The following is a 14,449-nucleotide window of genomic DNA, read 5'->3' as shown; positions in this document are numbered from 1 at the left end:
CCGCACCAGAAAAAATTATTTCAAATCAACCATATACCTCTTAATAGGTATATGGCGTCGTGGTTGATGTATATCAATAAGTGCCAGAAACGGCGCGCTATTGTAGCCGCAGATATCGCAAATTTGAGGCAAAAATGAGCAAGCACAATGTCGTCGTTATCGGTAACGGCATGGTCGGCCACCGCTTCATAGAAGAATTACTAGAGAAAGCGGAACCTGACCAGTTTTCGCTGACCGTCTTTTGTGAAGAACCCCGTGTCGCCTATGATCGTGTCCACCTGTCCGCCTACTTTTCCCATCACACCGCTGAAGAATTGTCGCTGGTTCGTGAAGGCTATTACGACAAACATCAGGTCAATCTGCTGCTGGGTGAACGCGCCATCACCATTAATCGTGATGAGAAACTCATCCACTCCAGTACCGGTCGCGCAGTGCATTACGATACGCTGATTTTTGCCACCGGCTCTTATCCGTGGATCCCGCCAATTAACGGTGCCGAAGGCAGCGACTGCTTTGTCTATCGCACCATCGAAGATCTTAACGCCATCGAAGCCTGTTCGCGCCGCAGCAAACGCGGCGCGGTGATTGGCGGCGGCCTGCTGGGGCTGGAAGCGGCGGGCGCACTGAAAAATCTGGGCATTGAAACCCACGTCATTGAATTTGCGCCGGTGCTGATGGCGGAGCAGTTAGATCAGCAAGGCGGTGAGCAGCTACGTCGCAAGATTGAGCAGATGGGCGTGCGGGTCCACACCGGTAAAAACACCCAACAGATTGTGCATCACGAGCACGGCGGCAAAACGCTGCAGTTTGCTGATGGCAGCGCGCTGGAGGTCGATTTCATCGTCTTCTCCACCGGCATTCGCCCGCAGGACAAACTGGCGAAGCAGTGTGGATTAGCACTGGGGCCGCGCGGCGGCATCGCCATTGATGACCAGTGCCGGACCAGCGATCCCACTATCTACGCCATCGGTGAGTGCGCTGCCTGGCAGAATCGCGTCTATGGCCTGGTGGCGCCGGGATACAAAATGGCCCAGGTCGCCAGCGACCATCTGCTGGGCCGCGACAGTGCGTTTACCGGCGCGGACATGAGCGCCAAACTGAAGCTGCTGGGTGTTGATGTTGGCGGCATTGGCGATGCGCGCGGCACCACGCCAGGCGCTCGCAGCGTGGTCTGGCTGGATGAGAGCAAATCGATCTACAAGCGCCTGATTATCAGCGAAGATCAGAAAACCCTGCTGGGTGCCGTACTGGTGGGCGACACCAGCGACTATGGCAACCTGCTGCAGCTGGTGCTGAATGCTATTCCGCTGCCTGCTAATCCGGAAGCGCTTATTCTGCCAGCCGGCAGCGGGGATAAACCGGCCATCGGCGTCGATTCTCTGCCTGATACCGCACAAATCTGCTCCTGTTTTGACGTCAGTAAAGGCGACATCATTAAGGCGGTACAGGGTGGCTGTCATACCGTGGCAGCACTGAAAAGCAGCACCCGTGCCGGCACCGGTTGCGGCGGCTGTATCCCACTGATCACCCAGGTTCTCAACAGTGAACTCAGCCGTCAGGGCATTGAGGTCAATAACCATCTTTGCGCCCACTTCGCCTGGTCACGTCAGGAGCTTTATCACCTGATTCAGGTAGAGGAGATTAAAACCTTTGACGAACTGCTGGCCCGCTATGGTCAGGGTTATGGCTGTGAAGTGTGCAAGCCGGTGGTTGGCTCACTGCTCGCCTCCTGCTGGAATGAATATGTGCTCAAACCCCAGCACGCGCCGTTACAGGACAGCAACGACCTCTACCTTGGCAACATCCAGAAAGATGGCACCTACTCGGTGATCCCGCGCTCGCCCGGCGGTGAAATCACGCCCCAGGGACTGAAAGTAATTGGCGAGATCGCCGAGCGCTATCAGCTCTACACCAAAATTACCGGCTCTCAGCGCATCGGTCTGTTTGGCGCGCAGAAAGACGATCTGCCCGCCATCTGGTCACAGCTGATCGACGCCGGATTTGAAACCGGCCAGGCCTACGCCAAGGCGCTGCGCATGGCGAAAACCTGCGTTGGCAGCGCCTGGTGCCGTTATGGCGTGGGTGACAGCCTCGGCTTCGGCGTGATGCTGGAGAACCGCTACAAAGGCATCCGTACGCCGCACAAGATGAAGTTTGGCGTCTCTGGTTGCACCCGCGAATGTGCGGAAGCACAGGGCAAAGATGTCGGCATTATCGCGACGGAAAAAGGGTGGAACCTTTACGTCTGCGGCAACGGCGGCATGAAGCCGCGCCATGGCGATCTGCTGGCGGCCGATCTCGATCAGCAGACGCTGGTCACCTATCTCGACCGTTTAATGATGTTCTATATCCGCACTGCCGACAAACTGCAGCGCACCTCGCTGTGGCTGGAGAGTCTGGAAGGCGGCATCGACTATCTGCGTAAGGTGATCGTGGATGACAAACTTGGCCTCAACAGCCAGATGGAGCAGCAGCTGGCCGCCCTGCGTACCAGCGTCAGCTGCGAATGGAAAGCGACGCTGGAAGATAAGGATCACCTGACGCGCTTTGCCCACTTTATCAACTCGCCGCAACGCGATCCTGGCGTGCAGCGGGTCGCGGAGCGCGACCAGCACCGCCCGGCACGCGCCGATGAACGCATTGCCGTGACCCTGATTGAGGAGACCGAATCATGAGCCAGTGGAATCCGGTGTGCCCGCTGACGCAGATCCTGCCCGCCACGGGCGTCTGCGCGCTGGTCAAAGGCCAGCAGGTTGCTATCTTCCGTCCCCGCAACGATGAGCAGCTCTATGCCATCAGCAATATCGATCCCTTTGCCGATGCCAGCGTGCTGTCACGCGGCATTATTGCTGAACATCAGGATGCGCTCTGGGTTGCCAGCCCGCTGAAAAAGCAGCGTTTCCGTCTTAGCGATGGCTACTGCATGGAGGATGAAACGCGCTCCGTGGCGGCCTGGCCGGTGCGGGTCAATGCCGGACAGGTTGAAGTCTGCCTGTAACTCCCGTCAACAGCCCGCCTCCGCGGGCTTTTTTAAGGACGTCTGATGGACTACTTCCCCTTATTCTGCCGCCTGCAGGGCCGACGCTGCCTGCTGGTCGGCGCAGGTGACGTGGCTGAGCGGAAAGCCCGCCTGCTGCTGGAGGCCGGCGCCGAGCTGCTGGTCGGTGCCCTTGATTTCTCCCCCGCCTTCCGGCAATGGGCGCAGCAGGAAACCATCACGCTGCTGCCAGGGGCGTTTGATCCGCACTGGCTCACCGGCTGCTGGCTGGTGGTCGCCGCGACCAGCGATGATGCGGTTAATCAGCAGGTGGCTGAAGCCGCCGAAAAACAGCAGATCTTCTGCAATCTGGTGGATGCGCCGCAGCAGGCCAGCGCCATTATGCCGTCGATTATCGATCGTTCCCCGCTGATGGTCGCCGTCTCTTCCGGTGGACGCGCGCCGGTACTGGCGCGGCTGTTGCGGGAGAAGCTGGAGGCGATGCTGCCGCAACACCTTGGCCAGCTGGCTCAGCTGGCAGGCACTCTGCGCGCGCGGGTGAAACAGCAGTTCAGCTCTGTCAGTGCCCGCCGCCACTTCTGGGAACGCTTCTTTAACAGCCAGCGGCTGGCCCAGACGCTGGCCAACGGCGACAGTGAACGCGCGGAGCAGATTACCGACCAGCTCTTTAACGCTGACCTTCGCCAACAGGGTGAAGTGGCGCTGGTCGGTGCCGGTCCGGGTGATGCCGGATTACTGACTCTGAAAGGCTTACAGCTGATCCAGCAGGCAGATGTCATCGTCTATGACCGGCTGGTTTCCGATGAGATCCTGAATCTGGTGCGCCGCGATGCTGAACGCATCTTTGTCGGTAAACGCGCCGGACATCACTGCGTGCCGCAGGATGAGATTAACCAGCTGCTCTGCGAACAGGCGCAGCGGGGAAAACGGGTCGTACGGCTGAAAGGCGGCGATCCCTTTATCTTTGGTCGCGGCGGTGAAGAGCTGGAAGCGCTGGCGCAGCGGCAGATTCCGTTCAGCGTGGTGCCGGGGATCACCGCCGCATCGGGCTGTGCGGCTTACAGCGGTATTCCCCTGACCCACCGCGATCATGCGCAGAGCGTCAGACTGGTTACCGGACATCTGCAGAAAGAGGGCTCGCTCGCCTGGCAGACGCTGGCGGCGGAACAGCAGACGCTGGTCTTTTATATGGGGCTCACGCAGGCCGGAGAGATTCAGCAGCAGCTGATAAAGCACGGTATGCGCAGCGATATGCCGGTGGCGCTGGTGGAAAACGGCACCACTACGCGTCAACGCGTGGTCACCGGGACACTGAGCGAGCTGGAAGCGTTAGCCGGTCAGGTGACCAGTCCCAGCCTGATGATCATCGGCAGCGTGGTAAGTCTGCGTGACAGCCTGCGCTGGTTCTGAGTCCGGCAAATAAAAACGGCGGGCACAATGCCCGCCGTCCTGGTTGTCTGCTCAGCCATTACGGCATCGCGACAAAGCCTACCGCCTGATACACCTTCTTCAGCGTTTCCTGCGCCTGTGCGCGTGCTTTGGCCGCGCCATCACGCATCACCTGCTCCAGCAGTGCTTCATCGTTGCGGAAGCTGTGATAACGCTCCTGCAGCTCAGAGAGCATACCCGACACAGCATCGGCTACTGCGCCCTTCAGGTGACCATACATCTTGCCTTCGAACTCCTGCTCCAGCTCGGCGATAGTTTTACCGGTCACGCCCGACAGAATATCCAGCAGGTTAGAGACGCCCGCTTTCTCTTTGATATCGTAGCGCACCACTGGCGGCTCTTCAGAATCGGTGACGGCGCGTTTAATCTTCTTCACGACCGCTTTCGGATCTTCCAGCAGGCCGATCACGTTATTGCGGTTATCGTCAGACTTGGACATCTTCTTCGTCGGTTCCAGCAGCGACATCACGCGCGCGCCAGACTTCGGAATCAACGGCTCTGGTACTTTGAAGATATCGCCGTAGATCGCATTGAAGCGGTGCGCGATATCGCGGCTCAGCTCCAGATGCTGCTTCTGATCTTCACCCACCGGCACCTGATGGGTCTGATAGAGCAGAATGTCAGCCGCCATCAGCACCGGATAGTCGAACAGACCGGCGTTAATGTTCTCTTCGTAACGCGCTGATTTATCCTTAAACTGCGTCATGCGGCTCAGTTCACCGAAGTAGGCATAGCAATTCAGGATCCAGCTCAGCTGCGTGTGCTCTGGCACATGCGACTGAACGAAGATGGTGCTTTTTTGCGGGTCTATACCACAGGCCAGATAGAGCGCCAGCGTGTCCAGCGTCGCTTTACGCAGTGCAACAGGATCCTGACGCACGGTGATAGCGTGCAGATCAACGATGCAATAAATGCAGTGGAAATCATCCTGCATCTGCACCCACTGACGCAGCGCTCCCATATAGTTGCCAATGGTCAGTTCGCCGGACGGCTGTGCGCCGCTGAAAACGATGGGTTTCATACTTATGTCCTGATATTTACAGCCCCAGAGCGGGCAAAAGTTCGTCGAAAGAGTCGAGGGTTAAATCGGGCTGGCTGGTGGCAATCGGCTCGCCATAGTTATAGCCAAAGGTCATGCCGATATTGGGTACGCCCGCCGCCTGTGCCGCCTGGATATCATTGCGTGAGTCGCCGACAAACAGCAACTCATTCGGCAACACACCAAAGGTGCCCAGCACCATAAAAATTGCCGCAGGATGCGGTTTTTTAACCGGCACATCGTCGCCACCGATAATCAGCGAAAACGCATCAGCAATGCCAAGCGACTCCAGCAGCGGTGCCACAAACGGCGTCGGCTTGTTGGTGACTATCGCCATCGGCAGCCCGGCGGCCTTTAAGGCGGCCAGCGTCTGCTTTACCTGTGGAAACAGCGTACTGCCCGCATCCACGGTATCGGCATAATGTCGGTCAAACAGCGCCCGCGCATCACGCTGCTCTTCCGGCTGCGGCTCACGGCCCAGCGCGAAGGTCAGCGCGCGGGCCATCATGATATCCGCGCCGTTGCCAATCCAGGTTGAGACACGCTCAAGGCCCGCCTGCGGCAGACGGAGGTCGTTCAGCGTGCGGTCAATCGCATCGGCCAGGCCGGGTGCGCTATCCACCAGTGTCCCATCGAGATCAAACGCCAGCGCACGAATATCAGTGAAATGAGCCATTGGCCTTCTCCAGTTCGTTGCGCATATCATCGATCACTTTTTTATAGTCAGGGTGACCGAAGATCGCGGAACCGGCGACAAACATGTCGGCACCGGCGGCAGCGATCTGGCCAATATTGTCGATCTTCACGCCGCCATCCACTTCAAGGCGAATGCTGTAACCGCTCTGATCGATACGCCTGCGCGCTTCACGCAGTTTATCCAGTGTACCAGGAATAAATGACTGACCGCCAAAGCCAGGGTTCACTGACATCAGCAGAATGATATCCAGCTTATCCATGACGTAATCGAGGTAGCTCAGCGGGGTCGCCGGGTTAAACACCAGACCCGCTTTGCAGCCATGCTCTTTGATGATTTGCAGGGTGCGGTCAACGTGTTCGCTGGCTTCGGGATGAAAGGTGATGTAGGTGGCACCCGCTTTGGCGAAATCAGGGATTAGCGCATCTACCGGCTTCACCATCAGATGCACATCGATGGGGGCAGTGATGCCATAGTCGCGCAGTGCTTTCAGCACCATCGGACCCATGGTCAGATTAGGCACGTAGTGGTTGTCCATCACGTCGAAGTGAACCACGTCACCTCCGGCCGCCAGCGCTTTGGCTGTGTCTTCGCCCAGGCGAGCAAAGTCCGCCGAAAGGATTGAAGGGGCCAGTAAATATTGTTTCATCCGATTCTCCCACTGTTGTGCGCCAGCACGCAGGCTGGCGTAATGCGTTGGTCGCGGACGAAACAGACTAGCTATAAAGTGCCAGCAGTTCGTCGACCTTGGTGCGACCCGTTATGCTTCGGCTGATAGAACGCCGGGCTTTGACCACATGTAACTCTGCATCCTGATACCATAAACGCGTCAGTGCAGTGTCGTGGTTAGAAATCAGTACCGGAATCCGGTCCTCCGACGAAGCCAGCTTTGCCGCTAACGCCGCCAGGTTCTCCTGCTCACGCAGGCTGAAGCTGTTGGTGTGATAAGCCGTGAAATTGGCCGTTGCCGACAGCGGCGCATAAGGCGGATCGCAATAGACTACCGAGCCTTTACCGGCATTGGTCAGGGTAACATCGTACGATTCACAGACAAACGTCGCTTTTTGCGCACGCTCGGCAAACCATAACAGTTCTGCTTCCGGAAAGTAGGGTTTGCGATAGCGGCCAAACGGCACGTTGAACTCGCCACGCAGGTTATAGCGACAGAGGCCGTTGTAACAGTGACGGTTCAGATAGAGGAACAACAGCGCGCGCAGGTAGGCGTCGGTGCTGGTGTTAAATTCGGTGCGACGCTGGTAATAACAGATCTCGTTGTTACTTTCCGGCGTAAACAGCAGCTGCGCGTCACGGATGAAATCCGCCGTGCGCGTTTTAACAATGTTATAGAGATTAATCAGGTCACTGTTGATATCAGCCAGATGGTAGCGATCAAATTCAGTGTTCAGAAACACCGAACCCGCGCCAACAAAGGGTTCTACCAGACAGTCGCCTTGCGGCAGATGGCGATGGATCTCTTCTACTAAGGGAAATTTTCCCCCTGCCCATTTCAGGAAAGCGCGATTTTTTTTCATGCTGTCGTGGTTATTACATCTTATTGTGAGGCTGTGGCTGGACCGACAGCAGATCTGCGCTTAAAACGGGGCCAGAAACTGGCCCCACATCCGCTATTGGCTGGCTTCTTTCTTCACCTGGCTTACTGGTTTAACCCACGGGTTCTTCGCACGCACTTCGGCAGGCAGTGAGGCTACCGCGCGTTTGGCATCAGCCGGTGTGGCATAGGAACCACTCACCAGCACGTACCACGACTGACCGTTACGGGTGGTTTTGTAGACGTGATACCCACTCAGATTCTGCTGCTTAGCCCAGGCATTCAGGCTTTCCGCCTTCGATGCACCGCTCAGCTGCAGGGTATAGCTGCCGCCTGGTAATGATTTGCTGGCTGAACTGCTGCCTGCCGCCGCAGTGGCCGGAGCAGAAGGGGCTGGCGTACGTGCTGGCGTGGTATGTGTTTTGCTGTCACGGGTTGCAGGCTTCGAAGCAGTTTTATGCGATGAATCGTGCGCCGGACGGGCAGAAGCGTTTGATTTGTTTGGCGTCTGACGGCCTGCAGGGGCCGTAACCGGATTCGCAGCCGTTCCGGCATTGCCGCTGACCGTGGCAGGGGCTGTTGGCAGTGAACTGCCACCCTGCGTGCCCATCGCGGCACTGTCGACCTGCTGCTGCTGATTACTCAGCGCGCTGTTCAGATCGCCCGGCAGCGTGACACGCTGCTGATTTGCTGGCGTCTCAACAGGGGCGGCCTGCGTAGGCGTTGAAGCCACAGGCGGCATTGAGACGTCGCGCTGCGGGTCAGACACAGCATTACCGCTGGTCGCCGCGTTATTTTCGCTGGTAGCTGGCGTGGTCTGCCCGCCGGTTGGCGTCGTCTGTCCACCCGACATGGAAGAGGAGCCGGCCAGGTCGATATTCTTTTCGCTGCCGGAACCGCCACCAGCGGCAGGCGTATTGCCCGCAGTCGCAGGTTTTTTCTCATCCGGGCCATTCAGCGCCGAACCAATACCCAGTACCAGTAACAGCAGAACCAGGATCCCGACACCCATCATGATGCGCTGGCGCGAAACCGGTATTTTGGCTGCGGGAGACGACTTACGAGGGCGCGAGGGACGGCGATCGCTGGCGTCAGGTTTTAACTCATCTTCCGGTTTAAACTCATCCATTTTGCCTCCTCCGTAAAGCGGCATTCCGCACTGCGCACCCTGCGCGCCGCGTCACCACTCAACTGCTTAATCTCAGGATTGCTGACAATCATTAATTGCAGCCAGCACCATATCATGTGCCACGCCACCACGCACTTCAGAGCGGCCAATCGACAGCGGGAGTACCAGCCGCAATTCGCCCGCCAGAACTTTCTTATCGCGCATCATGTGCGGCAGATACATCTCCGCACTCATCGCCTCAGGCCCATGTACCGGCAAACCGGCACGCAGGAACAGAGCAATAATGCGGTCCGTCTCCTGTGCCTGGAACTGCCCCAGGCGTTCAGCCGTGCGTGCCGCCATCACCATGCCCGCTGCAATCGCTTCACCGTGCAGCCAGTTGCCATAGCCCATGTGTGCTTCAATCGCATGACCAAAAGTATGGCCCAGATTCAGCAACGCCCGCTGACCGTTTTCACGTTCATCGGCGGCCACGACTTCGGCTTTCAGTTCACAGCAGCGACGAATGCAGTACGCCAGCGCCTGTTCATCCAGCGCCAGCAGGGCATCAAGATTCTGCTCCAGCCACTGGAAAAACGCACCGTCGAGGATGATGCCGTACTTAATCACTTCCGCCAGACCCGACGCCAGTTCGCGCGCGGGCAACGTCTGCAGACAGGCAGTATCAATCACCACCGACGCGGGTTGATAAAACGCGCCGATCATGTTTTTGCCCAGCGGATGGTTAACGGCCGTTTTGCCGCCAACCGAAGAGTCGACCTGCGACAGTAAGGTGGTCGGTACCTGAATAAAGCGTACGCCACGCTGATAACTGGCCGCAGCAAAACCGGTAAGATCGCCAATGACGCCGCCGCCTAAGGCGATAAGCGTCGTATCACGACCGTGCGGCTTTTGCAGGAGCGCGGTAAAAACCTGATCCATCACGGCCAGCGTCTTATATTGCTCGCCGTCGGGTAAGATCACCTGATCCACTTTTACACCTGCCGCCGTCAGCAGCGCAGTCAGCTGGTCAAGATAAAGCGGAGCCAGCGTCTGGTTTGTCACCACCATGGCGTTTTCGCCCGCGGTTAGCGGCCAAAAAGAAGCCGGATCGTTAAACAGTCCGGCAGCGATAGTGATGGGGTAACTGCGTTCCCCCAGTGAGACGGTGATCTTCTCCATGATGCCCGATACCTGTTAAGGAGCCTTCGAACGTTGGATCAACTTTTTTCCAACATGTGGATAATCTGATTCGCCACCACTTTCGCACTCTGATCATCTGTGCGAATGGTTACATCGGCGATCTCTTCGTAGAGCGGGTTACGTTCGCCAGCCAGCGCTTCGAGCACTTCACGCGGCGGTGAATCCACCTGCAGCAACGGACGTTTTTTGTCACGTTGGGTGCGCGCCAGTTGCTTCTCGATGGTGGTTTCAAGATAAACCACAACACCGCGGGCGGAGAGACGATTACGCGTTTCCCGGGATTTGACGGAACCACCGCCTGTCGCCAGGACGATGCCTTGCTTCTCGGTCAGTTCGTTAATGATTTTTTCTTCGCGATCGCGAAAGCCAGCTTCGCCTTCGACATCAAAAACCCAGCCCACATCCGCTCCGGTGCGTCGCTCAATTTCCTGATCGGAATCGAAGAACTCCATGTTGAGTTGCTGAGCCAACTGACGGCCAATAGTGCTTTTGCCGGCACCCATCGGCCCAACCAGAAAGATATTGCGTTTCTCTGCCATTTTGTCGGTATTACTAAGAATTCGTTAATGATACCCCGCGTTCAGCATTTGCTGGCGGGACAGGAACTGAGACCTCATGAGCGTTAGCAAGAGTCAGATGAAAAATTATCTCAACACTCAAGGCTGTTTGGCAACCGATTATATTGCCTTCAGCACATCCATTTCTGAATTGGCCTGTGTTCGCGAAACTGTAACGCGCCAGCGCTGCGTCTTTACAACGCTGCGTACAGAGGAGTTTTCTGATCTGTTTGCCGGGATTTACCCAGCATAGACGGTTACACCGTATTGAAAATCGCTAAACCTTGTAAGCTAATTCCTCTCCTGCGTCAACGCAGATGGCCTTAAGGGACGCATTTTCCGTTTTATCCAGCCGTAAGCGCTGCTTCCCTGACCAATCGCGGCGTAATGAAGATCACCAGCTCTCTTTTTTTGCGCTGATCAGATTGCTGGCGAAACAACCCGCCAATCAGCGGCACATTTCCCAGTAGCGGCACCTGATTCTGTCCGCGGGTGCGCTGCTGCTGAAAGATACCGCCTAACGCCAGTGTTTGCCCGTCACTGACCGTGACCTGAGTCTCAATTTCCTGTTTATCGATGGATAATATGTCGCTATCGCCGGTTCTGATGCTGCGACCCGGCATATTCTGACTGATATGGATCTTCAGCTGGATGCGGCCATTGCCGGAAATCGTCGGTGTCACCTCCATACCCAGCACCGCTTCTTTAAACTCAATACTGGTGGCACCGCTGTTTCCTGCCGACACTTCATAAGGAATTTCTGTGCCCTGCTTAATCGAGGCGGTCTGCTGATGTGAGGTAAAGAGGCGCGGACTGGCGATGATTTCAATCTGATTCTCCTGCTCCAGCGCACTTAACTCCAGATCCAGAAGCTGCCCTCCGATGCGCGCCAGCGCCATACCCACGCTGATGCCGGGTGAACTCACCGCCAGCGGAACATCCAGCCGGGGATGATGCAGGATATCTGTTACGGCGGCGTCCCCCGCCTGCAATCCCCACTTCACGCCCAGCTCCTGCAGATGCTCCTCGCTGATAGTAACGATGTGGGCTGACAGTTCAATCTGTTCCAGTGGCAGATCCAGCGCCCGTATCCAGCGCTCCGTCTCTTTTAAAGCCGCCGCACTATCGCGCAGTAACAATGCGTTGGTGCGTTTGTCGACCGTCACGCTACCGCGTGGTGTCATCAGCGACTGACGCTCACTCAGCAGGCTGGCATACACCTCGCTGGCGCTGGCATAACGCAATATCACAGCGCGCTGTTGCAAAGGAACCTGCTGCAACTGCGACTGCTTCTCAGCCTCACGTGCCTGCTGCTGAGCCTGCTGCCAGCTTTCCGGATAGACCAGCAGGACATTATCCTGTTCAACCAGCGTCAGCTTTGCCATGCGCGCCACCAGGTCGAGCGCCTGATGCCAGGGCAGGTTATCCAGCCGCAGCGATAACGAACCTTCAACCTCTGGCGCAATCATCAGATTGATCTGCTGATAGTCAGCCAGCGCCTGCAAAATACGCTCTACCGGAGCGTTATCAAAAGTCAGACTGAGAGGCTCCTCATCAGCGGCGTAAACCGGCAGCAGGCAGCTTAGTAGCAGCAGCAGAGTGGTTATCCTTATCATGCGAACGTCCTTTTAAATAAAATACGGTCTGTTGTGCGTTGCAGCTATTCGCCACCGCTAAGGTGAGGCTGCGGCGGGTCATATCCGCCAGTTGCCAGGGTGCGAATGGAAATGGCTTGCCGGTGCGGGCCGTAATACTCTCTCCCTGCGGGGTCAGCAGCCAGGCATGGAAATGCGCCTCCCGGCCAATAATCCCCTGCAGACGCCAGCCGGTGAGCGGTTCCACTGACGCCTCACAGACGGAACCGGCTACAGGCCGGAACGGATCGCGCGCCAGTACGCCGCCACAGCACAACAGTAAAATCAGCAGACTATGGCGCATCGTCAGGTTCCAGCCAGAGTTGAGCCACCAGGTACTGCGGCTGCGCCAGCAGCTGGAAATGCACCGGAAACGGTGCGGAGGCCTGGGCCAGCTCGGCAAAAAGCGACTGGAACGCCGGCCACTGCAGATGCAGCGTCAGCATGCGTGAGGGGGCGTCCGGCTGCCACTCTTCCAGCTGGCTACGGCGTGCCGCCAGGATCTCTTCCACTGCACGGCCCGATGCAGATGCTGATCTCGCGATCTGCATCGACTGCAGCTGCGCCTGCAACTGTGCATTATCAGGGTTCTGACGCCACTGGTGCTGGCGCAGCTGCAGAGTGCGGGTCAACTGCAACAGCGTCTGCTGTTCAGCAATGAGCGCCTGCTGCTGTGGCCGTAACCACAGGATCCAGGAGAGCAGCAGCAGACCGGATAAGAGTGCGGCGAGCAAGCCATAGCGCGCAATAGCGGCCATCTGCCACCAGCGCTCCCACCATTCACTCACTGTTCACCTCCTGCATCTCTGCCCGCAGTGAAAACCGATAATGGCCATCAGCCTGACGCTTAACCCCGCCCTGCTTCACCAGACCAAACAGGGCCACAGTGGTTAATTGCTGGCGGAACTGTCGGACTGCCGCCATATCCTGTGCCCGCCCCTCCAGTGTCAGACGGTTGTCGCGCTTTTCCAGCCGGGTCAGCCAGGCGGTGTCGGGCAGCAACGCGGGTAAATCGAGCCAGAACTGCTGCCAGGCGGCCAGTTGTGCAGCCTGCTGGCGATGCTTCGCCTGCTGTTTTTGCACGACCGCGAGCTGCTCCAGTAACTGCTTTTGTTGCGCTAACTGCTGCCCCAGGCTTTCCAGCGCCTGCTGCTGCGTCCTGCTCGCCTCTGCCACCTGCTGACGCGTCTGCTGGATCCGCCAGGTTTGCTGCATCACCACCAGTAACAGGGCGCCAGTCGCCAGTGACAGCACGACCAGGCTCTGTCGCCGCTGCTGTTGCCGACGGCGCTGCCGCCAGGGCAGCAGATTAACCGCGACCATCACTCATCTCCGTCGCGCAGCGCCAGCCCGGCCGCCAGCGCAAAAGCGCCCGGATTCTCCGGCAAAGGTGGCTGCTTATAACGAAACAGATCAAAAGGGGAAAACGCGCTAACGTCTGCAGGCAACGGCGCCTGCTCTGCAGTACACCAGGCGACAGAACGCGCCCCGGGAAAGGCCTGCCGTTGCAGTGCCTCCAGCGTGGCGGCTTCGCCTGTGTCAGCAGCGGTGTGCGCATCGCTCCAGAGCCAGCGGTTATCCTGCTGCAGAACCAGTACCGCATCGTCCTGCAGCGCTGCCTGCCGGGCTAACCGCTTCAGCGCCTCGGTGGTTAATTCGAACACCTGCGGCTTTAAACCCGCCTGCAACAGGGGTGCCGCCCACTGGTCGATAATCTCCAGCCGCGCTGCCGTGACGCAGAGCTGACCGCTCTGCGCATCCGGTCGGTAATCCAGCGCCAGCGCAGCGGGCTCCAGCGGAAAGAGACGGCGCGCGGCCGCCTGCACGTAGTGCCCCAGCGCGGGCTCATTCAGCGACTGCGCAGGCAGGGGAAGCTGGCGCTGCAGCACCAGCTGGGCAGGCAATCCGACCCGCAGCGAATAACGGCGTGGTAACCGCTGACGCCAGGTCGTTAAGGCCGCCAGTAATTCAGGCGAAGATTGCAGCACGCCGTTTCTTAACGTATCTTGCGGCAGCCGCTGCTGCCACCAGTGGCGTAGCTGCCAGCCATCACGACGAGGCTGGAGGGCCAGGGCGCAAATCTGCCTATTCTGAATATCCAGCCCAATTTGCCAGGTATGAAAAGCCATACGCGCGATCTCCTTATCGTCCGGGAAAATGGACATATCAAAGCGTCTGGCTTGCCTTTATACTACCGCGCGGTTGTTTATAAACTGCT

The 14,449-nt window shown here is 57.9% G+C and carries 16 protein-coding genes; 4 read left to right on the top strand and 12 right to left on the bottom strand.

The genetic code is table 11. From position 1 onward, the window contains the following. Positions 1-134: 134 nt before the first annotated feature. The 3 genes from nirB to cysG are packed head-to-tail and all read left to right on the top strand — an operon-like array spanning position 135 to position 4,408. On the top strand, positions 135-2,675 hold the full coding sequence (gene nirB / locus ACO6VX_RS17230; protein ID WP_422458237.1) for a nitrite reductase large subunit NirB: 2,541 nt from the start codon (positions 135-137) through the stop codon (positions 2,673-2,675). Next, entirely contained in the window at positions 2,672-2,998 is a 327-nt protein-coding gene (gene nirD / locus ACO6VX_RS17225; RefSeq protein WP_010253107.1) for a nitrite reductase small subunit NirD, read from the top strand. Before nirB ends, nirD begins: the two co-directional genes overlap by 4 nt. Positions 2,999-3,043: 45 nt before the next feature. Beyond that, entirely contained in the window at positions 3,044-4,408 is a 1,365-nt protein-coding gene (gene cysG / locus ACO6VX_RS17220; protein WP_010671571.1) for a siroheme synthase CysG, read from the top strand. 58 nt (positions 4,409-4,466) lie between these two features. Here cysG and trpS read toward each other — a convergent pair whose 3' ends face one another. The 7 genes from trpS to aroK all read right to left on the bottom strand — a co-directional run bounded on the left by trpS (position 4,467) and on the right by aroK (position 10,579). Then, positions 4,467-5,468, bottom strand: coding sequence for a tryptophan--tRNA ligase (gene trpS, locus ACO6VX_RS17215; protein WP_010253111.1), 1,002 nt, complete (start codon positions 5,466-5,468; stop codon positions 4,467-4,469). Between the two features lie 16 nt (positions 5,469-5,484). After that, positions 5,485-6,162, bottom strand: a complete 678-nt coding sequence (locus tag ACO6VX_RS17210; RefSeq protein WP_010253114.1) for a phosphoglycolate phosphatase — start codon at positions 6,160-6,162, stop codon at positions 5,485-5,487. Continuing rightward, the gene (gene rpe, locus ACO6VX_RS17205) at positions 6,146-6,829 is read right to left on the bottom strand and encodes a ribulose-phosphate 3-epimerase (RefSeq protein ID WP_010253116.1); all 684 of its coding nucleotides are present in this window, start codon (positions 6,827-6,829) and stop codon (positions 6,146-6,148) included. Before rpe ends, ACO6VX_RS17210 begins: the two co-directional genes overlap by 17 nt. A gap of 67 nt (positions 6,830-6,896) precedes the next feature. Beyond that, entirely contained in the window at positions 6,897-7,712 is an 816-nt protein-coding gene (gene dam / locus ACO6VX_RS17200; protein ID WP_010671570.1) for an adenine-specific DNA-methyltransferase, read from the bottom strand. 93 nt (positions 7,713-7,805) lie between these two features. Further along, positions 7,806-8,858, bottom strand: coding sequence for an SPOR domain-containing protein (locus tag ACO6VX_RS17195; protein WP_010671569.1), 1,053 nt, complete (start codon positions 8,856-8,858; stop codon positions 7,806-7,808). 72 nt (positions 8,859-8,930) lie between these two features. Next, positions 8,931-10,019 carry a 3-dehydroquinate synthase gene (gene aroB / locus ACO6VX_RS17190; RefSeq protein WP_010253124.1) on the bottom strand — a complete coding sequence of 363 codons (1,089 nt, stop codon included), beginning with the start codon at positions 10,017-10,019 and terminating at the stop codon, positions 8,931-8,933. 38 nt (positions 10,020-10,057) lie between these two features. After that, positions 10,058-10,579, bottom strand: coding sequence for a shikimate kinase AroK (gene aroK, locus ACO6VX_RS17185; protein WP_003852989.1), 522 nt, complete (start codon positions 10,577-10,579; stop codon positions 10,058-10,060). 97 nt (positions 10,580-10,676) lie between these two features. On the opposite strand from aroK, the gene ACO6VX_RS17180 reads away from it, so the two are divergent. Next, positions 10,677-10,850: a hypothetical protein gene (locus ACO6VX_RS17180; RefSeq protein ID WP_223265993.1), complete on the top strand. Its 174-nt coding sequence runs from the start codon at positions 10,677-10,679 to the stop codon at positions 10,848-10,850. 91 nt (positions 10,851-10,941) lie between these two features. Here ACO6VX_RS17180 and hofQ read toward each other — a convergent pair whose 3' ends face one another. Genes hofQ through pilM form a run of 5 tightly spaced genes read right to left on the bottom strand, consistent with a single transcriptional unit; the run spans position 10,942 to position 14,360 of the window. Further along, on the bottom strand, positions 10,942-12,213 hold the full coding sequence (hofQ, locus tag ACO6VX_RS17175; protein ID WP_187508389.1) for a DNA uptake porin HofQ: 1,272 nt from the start codon (positions 12,211-12,213) through the stop codon (positions 10,942-10,944). Beyond that, complete coding sequence (locus ACO6VX_RS17170; RefSeq protein WP_062759602.1) at positions 12,152-12,535, bottom strand: HofP DNA utilization family protein; 384 nt, start codon at positions 12,533-12,535, stop codon at positions 12,152-12,154. Before ACO6VX_RS17170 ends, hofQ begins: the two co-directional genes overlap by 62 nt. Continuing rightward, a complete protein-coding gene (locus tag ACO6VX_RS17165) occupies positions 12,525-13,019 on the bottom strand; it encodes a hypothetical protein (protein ID WP_010253138.1) in 495 nt (164 codons plus the stop codon). The genes ACO6VX_RS17170 and ACO6VX_RS17165 overlap by 11 nt, the downstream gene beginning before the upstream one ends. Then, positions 13,012-13,554 carry a PilN domain-containing protein gene (locus ACO6VX_RS17160; protein WP_191920622.1) on the bottom strand — a complete coding sequence of 181 codons (543 nt, stop codon included), beginning with the start codon at positions 13,552-13,554 and terminating at the stop codon, positions 13,012-13,014. The genes ACO6VX_RS17165 and ACO6VX_RS17160 overlap by 8 nt, the downstream gene beginning before the upstream one ends. After that, positions 13,554-14,360, bottom strand: a complete 807-nt coding sequence (gene pilM, locus ACO6VX_RS17155) for a type IV pilus biogenesis protein PilM (protein ID WP_089415015.1) — start codon at positions 14,358-14,360, stop codon at positions 13,554-13,556. Before pilM ends, ACO6VX_RS17160 begins: the two co-directional genes overlap by 1 nt. Positions 14,361-14,449: the final 89 nt, after the last annotated feature.

Origin of the sequence: Pantoea sp. BJFS-204, from assembly GCF_049310725.1 — a bacterium.
Lineage (GTDB): Bacteria > Pseudomonadota > Gammaproteobacteria > Enterobacterales > Enterobacteriaceae > Pantoea > Pantoea agglomerans.
The sequence above is the reverse complement of the archived record's forward strand: the minus strand, read 5'-3'. Positions and strand labels throughout refer to the sequence as shown.

Bases quoted from the DNA above. Each gene is read 5' to 3' on its own strand.
- rpe (WP_010253116.1), bottom strand. From the start codon at position 6,829: ATGAAACAATATTTACTGGCCCCTTCAATCCTTTCGGCGGACTTTGCT.
- aroB (WP_010253124.1), bottom strand. From the start codon at position 10,019: ATGGAGAAGATCACCGTCTCACTGGGGGAACGCAGTTACCCCATCACT.
- pilM (WP_089415015.1), bottom strand. From the start codon at position 14,360: ATGGCTTTTCATACCTGGCAAATTGGGCTGGATATTCAGAATAGGCAG.
- nirB (WP_422458237.1), top strand. From the start codon at position 135: ATGAGCAAGCACAATGTCGTCGTTATCGGTAACGGCATGGTCGGCCAC.
- ACO6VX_RS17170 (WP_062759602.1), bottom strand. From the start codon at position 12,535: ATGCGCCATAGTCTGCTGATTTTACTGTTGTGCTGTGGCGGCGTACTG.
- dam (WP_010671570.1), bottom strand. From the start codon at position 7,712: ATGAAAAAAAATCGCGCTTTCCTGAAATGGGCAGGGGGAAAATTTCCC.
- nirD (WP_010253107.1), top strand. From the start codon at position 2,672: ATGAGCCAGTGGAATCCGGTGTGCCCGCTGACGCAGATCCTGCCCGCC.
- ACO6VX_RS17160 (WP_191920622.1), bottom strand. From the start codon at position 13,554: ATGGTCGCGGTTAATCTGCTGCCCTGGCGGCAGCGCCGTCGGCAACAG.
- cysG (WP_010671571.1), top strand. From the start codon at position 3,044: ATGGACTACTTCCCCTTATTCTGCCGCCTGCAGGGCCGACGCTGCCTG.
- aroK (WP_003852989.1), bottom strand. From the start codon at position 10,579: ATGGCAGAGAAACGCAATATCTTTCTGGTTGGGCCGATGGGTGCCGGC.
- ACO6VX_RS17180 (WP_223265993.1), top strand. From the start codon at position 10,677: ATGAAAAATTATCTCAACACTCAAGGCTGTTTGGCAACCGATTATATT.
- hofQ (WP_187508389.1), bottom strand. From the start codon at position 12,213: ATGATAAGGATAACCACTCTGCTGCTGCTACTAAGCTGCCTGCTGCCG.
- ACO6VX_RS17195 (WP_010671569.1), bottom strand. From the start codon at position 8,858: ATGGATGAGTTTAAACCGGAAGATGAGTTAAAACCTGACGCCAGCGAT.
- ACO6VX_RS17210 (WP_010253114.1), bottom strand. From the start codon at position 6,162: ATGGCTCATTTCACTGATATTCGTGCGCTGGCGTTTGATCTCGATGGG.
- trpS (WP_010253111.1), bottom strand. From the start codon at position 5,468: ATGAAACCCATCGTTTTCAGCGGCGCACAGCCGTCCGGCGAACTGACC.